This is a genomic window from Flavisphingomonas formosensis (assembly GCF_009755815.1).
In the GTDB taxonomy this organism is placed as follows: domain Bacteria; phylum Pseudomonadota; class Alphaproteobacteria; order Sphingomonadales; family Sphingomonadaceae; genus Flavisphingomonas; species Flavisphingomonas formosensis.
Window position 1 is genome coordinate 104,875 of the sequence record NZ_WRPK01000001.1, and the last position, 14,232, is coordinate 119,106.

A 14,232-nucleotide genomic window follows, 5' to 3' on the forward strand; every position below is an offset into this window, starting at 1 on the left:
GCGCTTTTCGCGTCGCGGCGCCGGCAGGTCGCAAAGCGCTTTCCCGATCGACGATGAGGCTCTAGACACGCCGCCATGGAGCGCGCGGACGTCATCATCCTCGGCGGCGGGCTAGTCGGCCTCACCCTCGCCATTGCCCTCGACCAATATGGTCTCAGCAGCATCGTGATCGATCCGGCGGACCCCTCGGCGACGCTTGCCAGGGGTTTCGACGGACGCGCATCGGCGGTGTCGATCACCTCGTGGCGCATGCTCGAGACGATCGGCGTCGGCGCGCATCTGGAAGGCAAGGGCTGCCCGATCGGATCGATCCGGGTCAATGAAGGGCTCGCCCCCGGCGGTCTCAGCTTCGAGCCGGATGCGGACGAAGGGCCGCTCGGCATCATGTTCGAGAACCGGCAGCTGCGCGAGGCGCTGCGCCAGAGCGTGCTGGCGGCGCCGAACGTCACGCTGATGATGCCGGCCAGGCCGGCGCACAGCGAACGGACCGCTGGCGGGGTGGAGGTGCGGCTGCAGGACGGGCGTACCGTGTCGGGTGCGCTGCTGATCGGCGCGGAAGGCCGCCAGTCGCCCACGCGGGACGCAGCGGGCATCCGGCTCGCGCGCTGGAGCTATGATCACACGGCGATGATCTCCACCGTCAACCATGCCCATCCGCATGGCAACATCGCCTATGAGATCTTCTATCCGGCGGGGCCGTTCGCGATCCTGCCGCTGCTGCCCGCCGAGGACGGGCTGAACCGGTCCGCGATCGTGTGGACGGTGAAGGGCAGCGAGGCGCCGGCGATGCTCGGCCTGCCCGAACGCGCCTATGCCGCCGAGATCGAGAAGCGGATGGGCGGCTTTCTGGGCCAGGTGACGCTCTGCTCGCCGCGCTCCAGCTATCCGCTGGGTTTCCACCATGCGGCCAAGATCACCGCGGAGCGACTGGCGCTGGTCGGCGATGCCGCGCACGGCATCCATCCGATCGCCGGGCAAGGCCTCAACCTCGGCTTCCGCGATGCGGCGGCGCTGGTCGAGGTGCTGGTCGAGGGCGCGCGGATCGGGCTGGACGCGGGCGATGCCCAGCTTCTCGCCCGTTATGAGCGCTGGCGCAGCCTCGACACGATGATGGTCGCGGCCTCCACCGACGGGCTCACCCGCCTGTTCGGCATTCCCGGCCGCACCGCATCGCTGGTTCGCCGCATCGGCCTGGGCGCGGTGGCGCGCATCGCTCCGCTGAAGCAACGTTTCATGGACGAGGCGCGCGGCCAGTCCGGCGAATTGCCGCGCCTGTTACGGGGTGTCGCGGTATAGTCTCCGGCGAATCAAGGAAGGAGCCGAAATGACCGCCATTCAGGATATTCCGCTGAAGACGATCAAGGGTGAGGAGGCATCGCTCGCCGACTATAAGGGCGAAGTGCTGCTGATCGTGAACGTCGCCTCCAAATGCGGCCTGACCCCGCAATATGAGGGGCTGGAAGCGCTCTATAAGAAATATCGCGACCAGGGCTTCGAGGTGCTCGGCTTCCCGGCGAACGACTTCGCGGGGCAGGAACCCGGCACCAACGACGAGATCCAGAGCTTCTGCACCACCAATTTCGGCGTCGAATTCCCGATGTTCGAGAAGATCCCGGTGGCGGGCGAAGGCAAGCATCCGCTCTATGCCGCGCTCACCGAGGCGCAGCCCAAGGCGGAGCCGAATGGCGGCGCCGATTTTCGTGCCCGGCTGACCGGTTACGGCATGACGCCGAATCCGGAGCCGGAGGTACTCTGGAACTTCGAGAAGTTCCTCGTCGGCCGGGATGGCGAGGTCGTGGCGCGCTTCACGCCGGACACCGCGCCGGATGCGGACATCGTCGTCGAGGCGATCGAACGCGAGCTGGAAAGCGCGAAGGTCTGACCTGTCAGGCCTGTTCGGCGAGCGGGCGTGCCGCCTCCACCAGGAGCACCGGCACCCCCTCCCGAATCGGATAGGCCAGCCGCGCCGCGTCCGAGATCAGTTCGTTCCGCTCCGCATCGAGGCGCAGCGGGGTCCTGCTGATCGGGCAAACCAGCAATGCAAGATAGTCCGGGTCGACGCTCATTGCAGCGTCGGCCCGTTGTCATTCTCCCCGACCCGGAAGAATTGCAGGAACTGGATGGAGAGATCCGCCCGTTCGGCGAGCGTCCGTGCCTCCAGCAGTGCCTGCTTGGCGGCGACGTCGAAAGGGGCGACCTGCGCGATCGCATTGACCAGATTCTCATCGTCCAGCCGCGAAACGGCGTTCCAATCGATCTGATAGCCGCGGGCCGTGGCGAAGCGGCGCGCCTCTTCTTCCAGTGCGGCCCGCATCGCGGAGGCGAGCGGGGGCTGCTCGGCGAGATCGTCGAACGGATCGAGATCCGCTTCGATCTGCCGGAACGGCGTCGCGACCGGCAATTCCGCGGTCATCCGGAAGCGCGTCACGCCTTCGAGCACGATGTTGAACCGGCCATCGTCGAGCGCCTCGACATGGGCGATTCGGCCGACGCAACCGACGTCGAACAGCGCGGGGCGCAGCGGCGCCCGCTCTGCCTCGCGCGGCTGTATCATCCCGATTCGCCGGTCCCTGGCGAGCGCGTCCGTTACCAGCGCGCGGTAGCGCGGCTCGAAGATGTGGAGCGGCAACTGCCCGCGCGGAAACAGCAGGGCGCCGGCCAGCGGGAAGACCGACAGCCGTGCGGAGCCGCCGGCGGCCATCAGGTGAACAGGATCGCCGAGAGCCGCCGCCGCTGCGCGCTGACCCAAGGATCCTCCAGCCCGACCGCCTCGAACAGCTTGAGCAGGCGCGCCCGGGCGGCATTGTCGTTCCAGTCGCGCTCGCGCGCGATGATCTCCAGCAGCGCATCCGCCGCGGCGTCGCGATCGCCTGCCGCCATCAGGCCGCCGGCCAGGCGGTAACGCGCGTCGTGATCGTCGGGATGGGCTGCCACCTGCGCGGCAAGCCCCGCCAGATCCGCCACCGGCTGGGCCTCCCTGGCCAATGCCACAGCGGCCTTGGCCCGGCCGATGGCCGCATCCTTGGCCTTGTCGGCGGGCACCGTCGCGAGCAGCGATTCGGCCTCGGCCGCGCGACCGGCACGCACCAGGGCGCGGGCGTGGCCGGAAATCACCTCAGGATCTTCGGGCGCCGTTTCGGAAAGCTGGCTGAAGATCGACAAGGCGCGTTCGGTGTCGCCCGCGGCCAGCACCTCCTCGCCCATCTCGATCAGCGGCGCGATCTCCTGATGGGCTTCCTCGGCCGCGCCGGTGATCGGCAGCTGCCGCAAAATCTGGTCGAGCAGCTGCGACAGCTGGCTTTCCGTGCGCGCGCTGGTCAGATCCGCCACGAGCTGGCCCTGGAAGACCGCATAGACGGTTGGGATGGATTGCACGCGGAACTGGGCTGCGATCACCCGATTCTCGTCGACATTGATCTTGGCGAGCTTCACGCCGCGATCGGCGTAGGCGGCTGCCACCTTCTCCAGCACCGGTGACAGCGCCTTGCACGGGCCGCACCATTCCGCCCAGAAATCGAGGATGACGAGAGCATTCATCGACGGTTCGACGACGTCGCGCCGGAACGCCTCGACCGCCTCACGTTCCGCCGCGCTCATTCCCAGAGTTGCCACATCAGTCTCCCTGCTTTGCGCGCCCTATGTGGGCAGCCGATAGCCGGTGCCAAGCCCTGTACCAAGCGATGAGGTTTTCGTCGACTAAGCGCTTGCCACCCCGATCAACCCACGCTATTAGCCGCGCCTCGCCGCCGGGTGCTTCACCTGGCGGGACGCCAGAGCGGGCGTAGCTCAGGGGTAGAGCACAACCTTGCCAAGGTTGGGGTCGAGGGTTCGAATCCCTTCGCCCGCTCCAGTTCTTCCGGCGCATGATGTGCCGCGATCTTCCCAGCGATCACCAATCGGACGCGCGGCCGGCCTGCGCGGATAGGATCAAAGCGGTCATATCGGGCTGATTTTCGATTCTTCGGCCAAAAGAAAAAGGCGCGAACCTCATGCCGGATCGCACCTTTCCCTTTTTTATGACGGGAACGCGGTCAGTTCTGCGGCGCCGTCGCGAGGGATCCATGGCCTCGGGCAGAGCCGCGACCGTCGGCCTCGATATTGGCGGACCGAGCCGCGGCCCGCACATCCTGGGTTGCGGTTCCGGCGGCCCCACTGGCCGTCGATACCGTCTGTCCCGCCATGGACTTGGCGCCGTCCGTACCGATCGCGCGGGCGGAGACGCCGGCGCTCCGGTCGACGGATTGGGTCGACGAGAGACCGGTGGTGCCTGCCAATGCCGTACCCGCCGGCCCGTGGGCCGAGGTTGCGCTGTTCAACGTGCCGCTGACCGTGCCGGCCAGACCGGCATTGGCGCTGGCCGATCCCGAGCGCGTGTCGACCGACTTGCTGGCCTTCGCGTTGCCGGAGCCCGCGACCGACCCGGTCACGCTCTGCGTCGCCGAGCCGAGCGGGCTGCCGAGCGAGCCGGCTCCACCGAGGGCGCCGTTCACGGTGCCACCGAGTCCGCCCACCAGGCCGCCGCCGCCGCCGAGGAGCTGCGCCTGCGCGGGCAGGCCGATCGTAGCGGCCAGAATGATGCCGCCGGTGATGAGAAAGCTCTTGCGTGTCATGATTCCGATCCTCCGTGTCGGGGCCTCTGCACGGCCCTTCGCGAGGACAACGACGGCACCGGCGCGCTTCATCCCGAGCCCCATCATTTTTTTGCGCGGACGGCACCCGGGTCGATGCGACAGGCGGCGCAGACGATGCCACGGCCGACGCGGCCCCGGCCCGGCTTCGCCTCTGCGGTCACCGCCGCGAGCCGCATCGCGGAGTCCCCGGTCTGTGCTGCGAAGCGCGCGGCGACCAGCGGCGCGGCAAAGGACGTCCCGCGCACCGGCGCGTAGCCACGACCGGGCAAGGCGGCCGCCATGTCGCTGCCAGGCGCGGCGAAGTCGAGATGCGTGGCGCGCCCGGCCTCGATCAGCGCGCGTCCGCTGCCGTCCACGCCGGTGACCGCGATGACGCCGGGATAGGAGGCCGGATAGAGCGGCGGCGCGGCCGGGCCGTCATTGCCGACCGCGGCGACGACGATCATGCCTTTCGCCTGGGCGGCCGAGATCGCCCGTTCGACGAGCGCATCGGCCGGGCCGACCAGGCTGATCGAGAGGATGCGCACGCCCCGCCCGGCCATCCAGCCGATGGCGCGGGCGATCGCATCGGCCGATCCGGCAGCCGGGCGTCCGCCATAGATATCCGCGACGAGCAGCATGCGCCCGACGGCGGCACCGCGAAAGGCACCGTCCGCGCCGACGAGCAGCGAGGCGATCGCCGTGCCGTGGCCGCTGGCGCGCGGCGCATCGGAGACGAAGCCGCGCTGCTCGATCGCCGCGCCGGCCAGCGCGGGATGGGCGGCGACGCCGCCGTCGATCATGCCGATCGGCGCCCCGCGCGCGGTTCCGGCGGCGGCGGGTGGCGTGCTGCCGGGCGACAGGGCCGCGCCGGCCGGTTCGAACACGTGATTCAGCTCGAAGCGTCCGTCCGGCGCTACGGTTCGGAGCCGCACCAGCGCGTCGCGCGCGCTCATCCGTTTCGGCGTGGCGAGCCGGACCAGCGTGATGCCGAGATCGTCGAGGCGATCCGAGGCCAGCACGGTGAAGCCGGCCGCCTTGGCCGCAGCCATCACGGCCGGCGGCGGATCGATCGCGACGATCTCGCTGCGGCGCACGGGATTGCCCGCATCGTCCGCCTCGAGCACGTCGCGATTCGCGCGTATCAGCGCGCGCAACCTCTCGCGGCGCAGGTCCAGCAGGCTGCCGGGCGAAAGGCCGGCGCCGATCCGATCGATGCCGAGCGTATCCACGACGCCGCCAACGCCGCCCTGGAGCGGTGCAGTGCCGGTCCTGTCCAGCAAACCGCCGGCGAGCTGGCCGGGCAGCGCGGTGACTCCGCCGGGCAAGAGCTGCGCAGGGCCGGCGGTGGCGGCGAGCAGGGCGGTTCCGATAGCGAGGGCGGTGATCAGCCGGGTGCGCATGGGCAGTCCTTTTAATTTTGCCGTGTCGCGGATTAAACGACGAACGACGGTCGTTTCATCCGCATGATCGAGAGGACATCGCTTGGAGGCTTTCGAGCAGGGGCTGATCGCGCTGCTGCCGCGTTTGCGGCGTTTTGCCCATGGCCTTGCCGGCAGTGGCGCGGATGCCGACGATCTGGTGCAGCAGGCGATCGAGCGTGCGCTACGCGCGCGCGATCAATGGCAACCGGGCACGCGGCTCGATTCCTGGCTCTATCGCATCGTGCGCAACGCCTGGATCGATACGGCCCGGGCGCGCGGCCGGCAGGCGAAGGTGATGCTCCCCGAGGAAGCGGGCGCACAGGCCGGCTACGATCCGCGCCCGGCGGTGGAGGCGCGGATGGACCTCGCGGCGGTGACCAAGGCGATGGACCAGCTTCCGGACGAGCAGCGCGAGGTTCTCCTGCTCGTCCTGATCGAAGGCTTCGGCTATCGCGAGGCGGCCGAGATATTGGAGATTCCCGCCGGCACGCTGGCCAGCCGCCTTGCCCGCGGCCGCACCGCGCTGCTGGCGCTGCTCGGGGAAGGATGAGCGGATGATCGACGACGAAACCCTGTTCGCCTGGCTCGATGGAGAGCTGCCGCAGGAGGAAGCGGCCCGGATCGAGGCGGCCGTCGCCGCCGATCCGGCGCTGGCCCGCAAGGCCGAGGCGCATCGCGCGCTACGCGGTCGCCTCGCGGCGGCTTTCGATCCGATCGCCGGCCAGCCGGTGCCCGAGCGGCTGCTGCGCGCGGTCCGGCCGCCGGCCGAAGTGGTCGATCTCGACGCGGTTCGCGCCGCGCGCGCGGCGCAGACGCCCGGGCCGCCGCGCAAGGCCGGCTGGATGGCGGCTGCGGCTGCGCTCCTCGTCGGCCTGTGCACCGGCTATCTCGCGCATTCCTCTTCCACAGGCTTGACGGCGGAGCGGGGCGGCGCGCTGATCGCCGCCGCGCCGGTCGCCCACGCGCTCGACACCCAGCTTGCAAGTGCCGGCGCGGCGGCGGGGCCGGTGCAGATCGGCCTGACTTTCCGTGATGCGGGGGGAGCGGTCTGTCGCAGCTTCGCTGCGCCGGCGGCTTCCGGCGTCGCCTGCCACGGCGCACAGGGATGGCTGGTGCGCGCGCTGTTCGCGCGGCCGGAGCAGAAGGATGGCAGCTATCGGATGGCGGGCTCCGCCGATCCGGCGCTGCTCGCCTATGTCGATTCGATCATCGCGGGCGATCCGATGGATGCGGCGGCGGAAGCGAGCGCGAAGGCGGCGGGCTGGCGGGGTGCAGGATCCTGACGGATCAGGCCCCGGCGCGAGATGTCCGCCCTGGGACACCATCGTCACGGACGTGCGTTCGTCCAAATATGCTCGGAGGGTGCCGGCATCCGACGGATGGCAAGAGGAGAGGGATCGTGATCGGGGAACGGTCGGCCGACGGCGACGGGCTTGTGCGGTTCGTGGCCGCGCAGGACGGCAGCTATGCTCGCGCGCTGGAGGAAATCCGCGCCGGGCGGAAGCAGAGCCATTGGATGTGGTATGTCTTTCCGCAGATCGCCGGGCTCGGCAGCAGCCCGATGGCCCAGCGCTACGCCATCCGCGATCTCGCCGAGGCGCGGGCCTATCTCGCGCATCCGCTGCTGGGCGGCCGCTTGATCGAGATCGCCGGGGCGGCGCTGGGCTGGGTGGGCGAACGGAGCGCCGATGCGATCTTCGGGGCGATCGACGCGGTCAAGCTCCGCTCCTGCTGCACCTTGTTCGAGGCGGTGGCGATCCACGACGGGCGAGCCGGCAGCGATGTCTTCGCGCGCTGCCTCGACGGCTTCTATGCCGGCGATCGCGATCCCGCCACGCTGGCCCGGATCGCATGAGGCGGCGGATGGCGAGGGTCTTCGATCCCGATTAGAGTTGCGCCATGAAAGCCCGAATCGCCCTGATCGCCCTGGTTTGCTTCGCCGCTCTCCCGGCGCTGGCCCAGACCCAGCCCCCCGCGTCGTCGCAGTCCGCCGAGACGCCGGCCACGGCGCCGGCCGCCGTCGCGTCTCCTCCGCCTGCAGCGCCCAAGCCGGCGACCGTGCTCGTCACGCTGACCACGACCGAGGGGCCGATCGTGCTGGAACTGGAGAAGGAACGCGCGCCGATCACGACGGCGAACTTCCTGCGCTACATCGACCAGAAGCGCTTCGACGGGATCAGCTTCTATCGCGCAGCGAAGATGGCCGACGATTATGGGCTTGTGCAGGCCGGCCTGCGCAACGATCCGCGCAAGATGTTTCCGCCGATCGTGCTCGAGCCGACCACCAAGACCGGTCTCAGCCATGTCAGCGGCACCATCTCGATGGCGCGCAATGCACCGAACACGGCCAGTGCCGACTTCTTCATCATCGTCGGCGACATGCCCTCGCTCGACGCGCATCCGGATCAGCCGGGCGACAATCTTGGCTTCGCGGCTTTCGGGCACGTCGTCCAGGGCATGGATATCGTGCGGCACATGCTCGAGGAACCCAAGTCTGCCACGCTCGGCGAGGGCGTGATGAAGGGCCAGATGCTCGAGGCGCCGGTGCGGATCGTCAGCGCGCGTCGCGGCGGTTGAGCGGGCGCGGCCGGCGATCCCACGGCGCGTCATAAAGCCGTGCGTTCAGCACGTCGAAGGCGACGCCGATCTGGCGGACGAAGGCTGTTACGAAAGAGGTGAAATGCGCCCGGTTGTCCGCCCAGGAGCGCGATTCGAAATCATGGTCCATCTTATCATCTCCCGGTGGGCGAGGCAGGCTCTGCTTCGCGGTTGACGCAGCGTAATTAGGCTTTCTGGCGATTCGCGGCCAACCAAATGCTGGACAGAGATGATAAGCTGGGCTTATCGATCAGTGATGCGTCGCCTTCCTCCCATGACGGCCGTGCGCGTGTTCGAAGCGGCGGCCCGGCACGAGAATTTCACCGCCGCCGCGCGCGAACTCGGCATGACGCAGGCGGCGGTCAGCTATCAGATCGGCATCATCGAGGATAAGCTCGGCGCCGCGCTGTTCCGGCGCGAGAAGAAGCGCGTGCGGCTGACCGAAGCCGGGCGCCGTGCGGCCGAGCAGGTGACGCGCGCCTTCGACATGATGGACGTCGCCTTCGCCGGCGTGCGCGCGGAGAATGAGGCGATGCTGACGGTCTCGGCCTCCCAGACCTTCGCCAACACCTGGTTCGCCTGGCGGCTCGGCGTCTTCCAGATGCAGCATCCCGAAATGGCGGTGCGGCTGATCGCCACCGACGCGATGGTCGATTTCGCAACGGACGAGGCGGATGTCGGCGTCCGCAGCGGGCTTGGTCCGTGGCCGGGGCTTGCCGCCGACCTCCTGTTCCGCGTCGATTTCACGCCGATGTGCAGCCCCGCCTTCCTCGCGCGGCATGGCGGCACGATCCTGCCGGCCGATCTGCTGCACCTGCCGCTGATCAGCCCGCAGGACGAATGGTGGCCCTGGTGGCTCACCGAGGCGGGGGTGGACGTGCCGGATGGGCCGATCCGCCCGGGCATCCGCCTCGACGCGCAATCGCACGAGGGCAATGCCGCCATGGCGGGGCAGGGGGTTGCGATGCTCACCCCCTTCTTCTGGCGCAACGATCTGGCCGACGGGCGGCTGGTGCGCCCCTTCGCGCAGATTTCCTCGCGCGGCTACGGCTATTGGCTGGTCTATCCCGAGCACCGCCGTTCGGTGCCCAAGATCAGGCGCTTCCGCGAGTGGCTGCTGGCCGAGGTTGCAAAGGATCTCGCCGCGCTCGAGCGGACGGGGTAGCGGCGGTCGCTTGCTCGTCCCTCACCGTTTTGGGCCGAGCTTGTCGAAGTCTCCTTCAGCCTTTGCGGGGAGCATTGCGTAAATCTGCGTCATGCCAGCGGAAGCTGGCATCGCTCTCAAAAAGCGCGCGGCTCGCGATGGAAGGCGATCCCAGCTTTCGCTGGGATGACGCGTTTCGGCCCGCGCTTCACGCCCCTTCGCGCAGCATGGCGCGCTGGATCTTGCCGGTCAGAGTTTTGGGCAGATCGTCGAGCAGGATCACGCTGCGCGGCACCTTGTAGGCGGCGAGCCGGGCGCGGCAGTGGGCGATGAGATCCGCCTCGTCGCTGGCCATGCCGGGCTTCAGCGATACGCAGGCGCGCACCGTCTCGCCGCGATAGCTGTCGGGAATGCCGATCACTGCCGCCTCGCGCACCGCCGGATGCGCATAGAGCGTGTCCTCCACCTCGCGCGGCCAGACCTTGAAGCCGGAGGCGTTGATCATGTCCTTCTTGCGGTCGACGACGTAGAACCAACCCTGCTCGTCCTGAAAGCCGATGTCGCCCGAACGCATCCAGCCGTCGTGGAGCGCCTCGGCGGATTCGGCCGGCTTGTTCCAATAGCCGGTCATCACCTGTGGCCCGCGCATGCACACTTCGCCCTGCTCGCCCGGAGGCAGCGGATCGAGATCGGGGCCTAGGATCGCGGATTCGGTGGAGGAGATTGGCAGGCCCACCGCCAGCGCGCCGGTCTCCTCGCTGACCGGCACTTCGAGGCCCGGCGGCGAGATATGGGTTGGCGAGCAGGTCTCGGTCATGCCGTAGACCGGCAGGAGGGTGATGCCCAGCACCTCGCGAATCTCATCGCGCAGCGCCGGGGCGATCGGTGCGCCGCCGGAAAAGACCGTCTCGAAGCTTGCGAAATCGGCGGCGGATACACCCGGCACCTGCATCAGCGCGTTGAAAGCGGTGATCGCGGCGATGGCGAAGGTGGGGCGATAGCTGCGGATGACGTCCAGCACCGCTTCGGGATGGACGCGATAATGCAGCGCCACCGATGCACCGGCCGACCAGGACATGGTGAGATGCAGGATGAAGCCGGTGATATGGAAGATCGGTGCCATGCCGAGGATGCGGGAGTCGCGCCCGATCCGCATCCACAGCGCGGCGGCGCCGGAATTGAAGGCCACGCTCGAATGGCGGATCATCGCGCCCTTGGGCTGGCCGGTGGTGCCCGAGGTGTAGAGGATCAGCGCCAGATCGGACGGATCGATCGACACGGCCGGTGGGCGGCTGCCGTCGTGCGCGTCGAGCACCGCCTTGAACCCGGCGATGCGGGCCGGGACGGATGCGGCGGCGGGCGGCAGCAGCCGCGCGTCGTCGGCCGACTGGAAATCATGCGCGTCGACCGACAGCAAGGGCGTTTCCGTGACGCCTGCTTCTGCGAGAGCCGAGAGAATCTCGGAGAGGTGGTCGTCATGGCCGACGATCGCCGCCGGCTGATAATCGCGGAACAGCTTGGCGAGTTCGGGGGCGCGGTACATCGGATTGCCCGGCACGGGGATGGCGCCGGCCTTCCATGCCGCCAGGATGCCGATCGCGACATGCGGCACATTCTGCAGGATCAGGCTGATCCGATCGCCCTGCCTCACGCCCTTCGCGATCAGCCACAGCGCGATCGCGTCGCTGGCGCGATCGAGATCGGCATAGGAAAGGCTGCCGTCGAAATAGGCGATCGCCTCGGCGTCCGGCACGGCCGCCGCGGTCTCGCGGAACATGGCGAGCCCGTCCGCATGGCGTGGGACGAAGCGGGCGGGCATGCCGGAGGGATAAAGCTCCAGCCAGGGCTGCGGCCGATCATCCGTTGCGCAGGCAGTCATCAATCATCCTCATCCGTGTCTCTTTGCCGATCAGGATAGCCGAACCCGATCGCATATGCTGCCGTTTTCGCATTCCCTCGGGACATCGATACGGCGATAGGGCCATTGAGAATGATGGGAGGGAGATGGCGTTGCGCGGCATAATATGGGACGGGGAACGGCTGCATGTCACCGACGCGCTGGAGGTTCGCGCGCCCGGGCCGGGCGAGGTGCAGGTGCGGGTGCTCGCCTCCGGCGTGTGCCACAGCGACCTCAGCGTCATGGATCATGCGCTGCGCCCCGCGCCGATCGTGCTCGGCCATGAGGCGGCGGGCGTGGTCGAGACGCTGGGCGAAGGGGTGGCCGGCGTGCGCGTCGGCGATCCGGTGATGGTGACGACGCAGACGCCCTGCGGACATTGCCACGATTGCCGCAAGGGCCACTATGCCACCTGTCCCGAAGGCTTCGGCGATCCGGAGGCGCAGCCCTTCACCTGGCAGGGACGGCCGGTATGGCACTGGGCGAACTGTTCCTCCTTCGCGGGACTCATCACGGTCCGGGCGCAGCAGATCTTCGATACGGCGGGCATAGATCCCGTTCATGCCTGCGTGCTCGGCTGCGCGGTCACCACCGGTCACGGCTCGGTCAACCATCTCGCCGAGGTGGTGCCGGGCGACGTCGTCGTCGTGCTCGGCATGGGCGGCATCGGCGTGAATGCGGTGCAGGCGGCGCGGCTGGCGGGCGCTGCGCGCGTGGTGGCGGTCGACGTCAATCCGGAGAAGGAGGCGAGCGCGCGTCATTTCGGTGCCGACGCCTTCGTGATTCCCGCTGCCGATGGCGAGGAGGCGATCGCGTGCATCCGCGCCGCGGCCGAAGCGCCGATCGATGCGGTGATCGAATGCAGCGGCGCGGCGTCGGCGATCGACGTTGCCGGCCGCCTCGCCAAGCCGGGCGGTACGACCGTGCTCATCGGCCTGCCGCGGCCGGGCACGACGCTCAACCTCGACGTGAATCGCTTCGCCTGGGGTGGGCGGATCGTGTCGATGTTCAACGGCGGCAACGATCCCGCCCGCGATCTGCCGCGGCTGATCGATCTGGCGCGCTCGGGCCGCATCGACCTGCCGGCGCAGGTGACGCAGGTCTGGCCGCTCGGCGAGGTCGAGGACGCGATCGCCGCACTGCGGGCGGGGCGCGTGACGCGGGCCGTGCTGGATCATCGCCTGTAGCGGAGCGACGTTCCCCGTCGCGCGATCGTGACCGGGCCGGAGACTGCCGGGCGCCGCAGCATGCCTCGCCCGCGACTCACCGCATCCGGGATCGGGTGCGATGCCGTCGATGCCGGTCCATTTCGTGCCGGCGCTATTGCCAATCGGGGGAAAAAGCCGCCGAGCGGTCGTCCCCGTGCGATCGGCAAAAATCAGAGCGGCTTTTCAAAAGCTGCGAGGTTCGATAGGATTTAAAAAACGCATAGCGGGAGAGGATGGACGATGCAGTCCGCGTTTCAGCAATGTCTGGCCCGTATCGATACGAAGAGTGTGGTGGCGGAGTTCATCAGCCAGGACTTGCCCATGCCGAGCACGGACGTGTTCGAAGAGCAGCATCATGTCGTCGCCTTGCAGCAGACGCTGCGGCCGGGCCTGTCCGAAGGGCGCTACAGGTTGCCCGAAGGACCGGGGCATTTCACCGATATCGGCCGTCTGCTGGTGATGCCAGCGGAACTGCCGCTGGAGGTGCGCTCCGCCGGAGGGATCCGCCAGGCGGTGCGCTGCGTGTTTCCGCAAAGCGTGCTGGAGGAATTCGGCAACAGCTGCGATCTCTACGATCGCCACATCCTCTCCTCCTGCCTCAACCTGCGCCACCGCGGCATCGCCGACATATTGCAGCGGCTGCGGCAGGAGCTGCAGTCGCCCGGCCTCGCCAGCGTGGCACTGACCGAGGCGCTGGGCACGACGCTGGTGATCGAGCTCGCCCGCCACATCAACGATCATCCGCGCCAGCCCATGGCCTATCGCGGCGGGCTGACCCGGCAGAAGCTGCGCATGATCACCGATTATGTCGAGGCGCACGAAAGCTGCCCCTCGCTGTCCGATCTCAGCGACCTGACCGGCATCAGCCTCAGGCATCTTACCCGCGCTTTCAAGCAGACCACCGGCGGCACCGTCTATGCCTATATCGAGCAGGTCCGCTACCAGAAGGCGCAGGGCCTGCTCGCCGACACCGATCTCCTGATGAAGGATATCGCGCATCGGCTGGGCTTCTCCTGCTCCAGCAGCTTCTCGGTCGCCTTCCGCAAGATCGCCGGCGAGGCGCCGCAGGACTATCGCAAGCGGATGCGCTCGATGCGCAGCTATGTGATGGCGTCCAAGGTCCGGCACTGAGGCGCCGACATCGGCGGGGCGCCTTGCTCCGCTCTCGTTTCGCCCGGGTTCGGCAGGCCGGCCCCGGGCGTTTTCGTTGCCGGGTTCGCAAAAAGGGGGCGGTGGTTTCGGCTACGCTCACCCAGCAACATTTCATTACATATAGTTCACAAAACTCAGTCGAACTGTCTCCGACGGGCAAGACCCGCCCCCTAGCAAGCGCTCACCGATCGCATCGGAT

Annotated in this window: 16 protein-coding genes and 1 tRNA gene; 10 read left to right on the forward strand and 7 right to left on the reverse strand. The window is 68.5% G+C overall.

Annotated elements, in window-relative coordinates; genetic code table 11:
- Positions 1–75 precede the first annotated feature (75 nt).
- Entirely contained in the window at positions 76–1,296 is a 1,221-nt protein-coding gene (locus GQY20_RS00550; protein ID WP_157215095.1) for a UbiH/UbiF/VisC/COQ6 family ubiquinone biosynthesis hydroxylase, read from the forward strand.
- 28 nt (positions 1,297–1,324) lie between these two features.
- Positions 1,325–1,882, forward strand: coding sequence for a glutathione peroxidase (locus GQY20_RS00555; protein WP_157215096.1), 558 nt, complete (start codon positions 1,325–1,327; stop codon positions 1,880–1,882).
- Between the two features lie 4 nt (positions 1,883–1,886).
- On the opposite strand, the gene GQY20_RS00560 is transcribed toward GQY20_RS00555, so the two are convergent.
- From GQY20_RS00560 to GQY20_RS00570, 3 genes are read right to left on the reverse strand one after another with little or no spacing between them, the layout of a single operon-like run.
- Entirely contained in the window at positions 1,887–2,066 is a 180-nt protein-coding gene (locus GQY20_RS00560; RefSeq protein ID WP_157215097.1) for a Trm112 family protein, read from the reverse strand.
- The gene (locus tag GQY20_RS00565) at positions 2,063–2,701 is read right to left on the reverse strand and encodes an LON peptidase substrate-binding domain-containing protein (RefSeq protein WP_157216093.1); all 639 of its coding nucleotides are present in this window, start codon (positions 2,699–2,701) and stop codon (positions 2,063–2,065) included. Before GQY20_RS00565 ends, GQY20_RS00560 begins: the two co-directional genes overlap by 4 nt.
- A complete protein-coding gene (locus GQY20_RS00570; protein ID WP_157216094.1) occupies positions 2,701–3,597 on the reverse strand; it encodes a tetratricopeptide repeat protein in 897 nt (298 codons plus the stop codon). The genes GQY20_RS00565 and GQY20_RS00570 overlap by 1 nt, the downstream gene beginning before the upstream one ends.
- 178 nt (positions 3,598–3,775) lie before the next feature.
- On the opposite strand from GQY20_RS00570, the gene GQY20_RS00575 reads away from it, so the two are divergent.
- Positions 3,776–3,850, forward strand: a tRNA-Gly gene (locus GQY20_RS00575).
- Between the two features lie 181 nt (positions 3,851–4,031).
- Here GQY20_RS00575 and GQY20_RS00580 read toward each other — a convergent pair.
- Both GQY20_RS00580 and GQY20_RS00585 read right to left on the reverse strand, forming a co-directional pair.
- Positions 4,032–4,610, reverse strand: a complete 579-nt coding sequence (locus tag GQY20_RS00580; RefSeq protein ID WP_157215098.1) for a hypothetical protein — start codon at positions 4,608–4,610, stop codon at positions 4,032–4,034.
- 83 nt (positions 4,611–4,693) lie between these two features.
- The gene (locus GQY20_RS00585; RefSeq protein WP_157215099.1) at positions 4,694–6,013 is read right to left on the reverse strand and encodes a S8 family serine peptidase; all 1,320 of its coding nucleotides are present in this window, start codon (positions 6,011–6,013) and stop codon (positions 4,694–4,696) included.
- 82 nt (positions 6,014–6,095) lie between these two features.
- On the opposite strand from GQY20_RS00585, the gene GQY20_RS00590 reads away from it, so the two are divergent.
- From GQY20_RS00590 to GQY20_RS00605, 4 genes are all read left to right on the forward strand, one after another.
- Positions 6,096–6,584, forward strand: coding sequence for an RNA polymerase sigma factor (locus tag GQY20_RS00590; protein ID WP_157215100.1), 489 nt, complete (start codon positions 6,096–6,098; stop codon positions 6,582–6,584).
- 4 nt (positions 6,585–6,588) lie between these two features.
- Positions 6,589–7,317 (forward strand): anti-sigma factor, encoded by a 729-nt coding sequence (locus tag GQY20_RS00595; protein ID WP_157215101.1) that lies wholly within the window; start codon positions 6,589–6,591, stop codon positions 7,315–7,317.
- Positions 7,318–7,433: 116 nt separating this feature from the next.
- Positions 7,434–7,889 (forward strand): DUF1810 domain-containing protein, encoded by a 456-nt coding sequence (locus GQY20_RS00600; protein ID WP_232475821.1) that lies wholly within the window; start codon positions 7,434–7,436, stop codon positions 7,887–7,889.
- Positions 7,890–7,933: 44 nt separating this feature from the next.
- Positions 7,934–8,611 carry a peptidylprolyl isomerase gene (locus GQY20_RS00605; RefSeq protein ID WP_157215103.1) on the forward strand — a complete coding sequence of 226 codons (678 nt, stop codon included), beginning with the start codon at positions 7,934–7,936 and terminating at the stop codon, positions 8,609–8,611.
- Here the strand turns inward: GQY20_RS00605 and GQY20_RS00610 are convergent.
- Complete coding sequence (locus GQY20_RS00610) at positions 8,589–8,762, reverse strand: hypothetical protein (protein ID WP_157215104.1); 174 nt, start codon at positions 8,760–8,762, stop codon at positions 8,589–8,591. The two genes, GQY20_RS00605 and GQY20_RS00610, sit on opposite strands and share 23 nt — an antisense overlap.
- Positions 8,763–8,906: 144 nt before the next feature.
- On the opposite strand from GQY20_RS00610, the gene GQY20_RS00615 reads away from it, so the two are divergent.
- On the forward strand, positions 8,907–9,797 hold the full coding sequence (locus GQY20_RS00615) for a LysR substrate-binding domain-containing protein (protein WP_232475822.1): 891 nt from the start codon (positions 8,907–8,909) through the stop codon (positions 9,795–9,797).
- Positions 9,798–9,984: 187 nt separating this feature from the next.
- Here GQY20_RS00615 and GQY20_RS00620 read toward each other — a convergent pair whose 3' ends face one another.
- Positions 9,985–11,655: a class I adenylate-forming enzyme family protein gene (locus GQY20_RS00620; protein WP_157215106.1), complete on the reverse strand. Its 1,671-nt coding sequence runs from the start codon at positions 11,653–11,655 to the stop codon at positions 9,985–9,987.
- Positions 11,656–11,786: 131 nt separating this feature from the next.
- On the opposite strand from GQY20_RS00620, the gene GQY20_RS00625 reads away from it, so the two are divergent.
- Positions 11,787–12,860: an alcohol dehydrogenase catalytic domain-containing protein gene (locus GQY20_RS00625; RefSeq protein WP_198350797.1), complete on the forward strand. Its 1,074-nt coding sequence runs from the start codon at positions 11,787–11,789 to the stop codon at positions 12,858–12,860.
- Positions 12,861–13,121: 261 nt separating this feature from the next.
- Entirely contained in the window at positions 13,122–14,012 is an 891-nt protein-coding gene (locus GQY20_RS00630; protein ID WP_157215108.1) for a helix-turn-helix transcriptional regulator, read from the forward strand.
- Positions 14,013–14,232 lie beyond the last annotated feature (220 nt).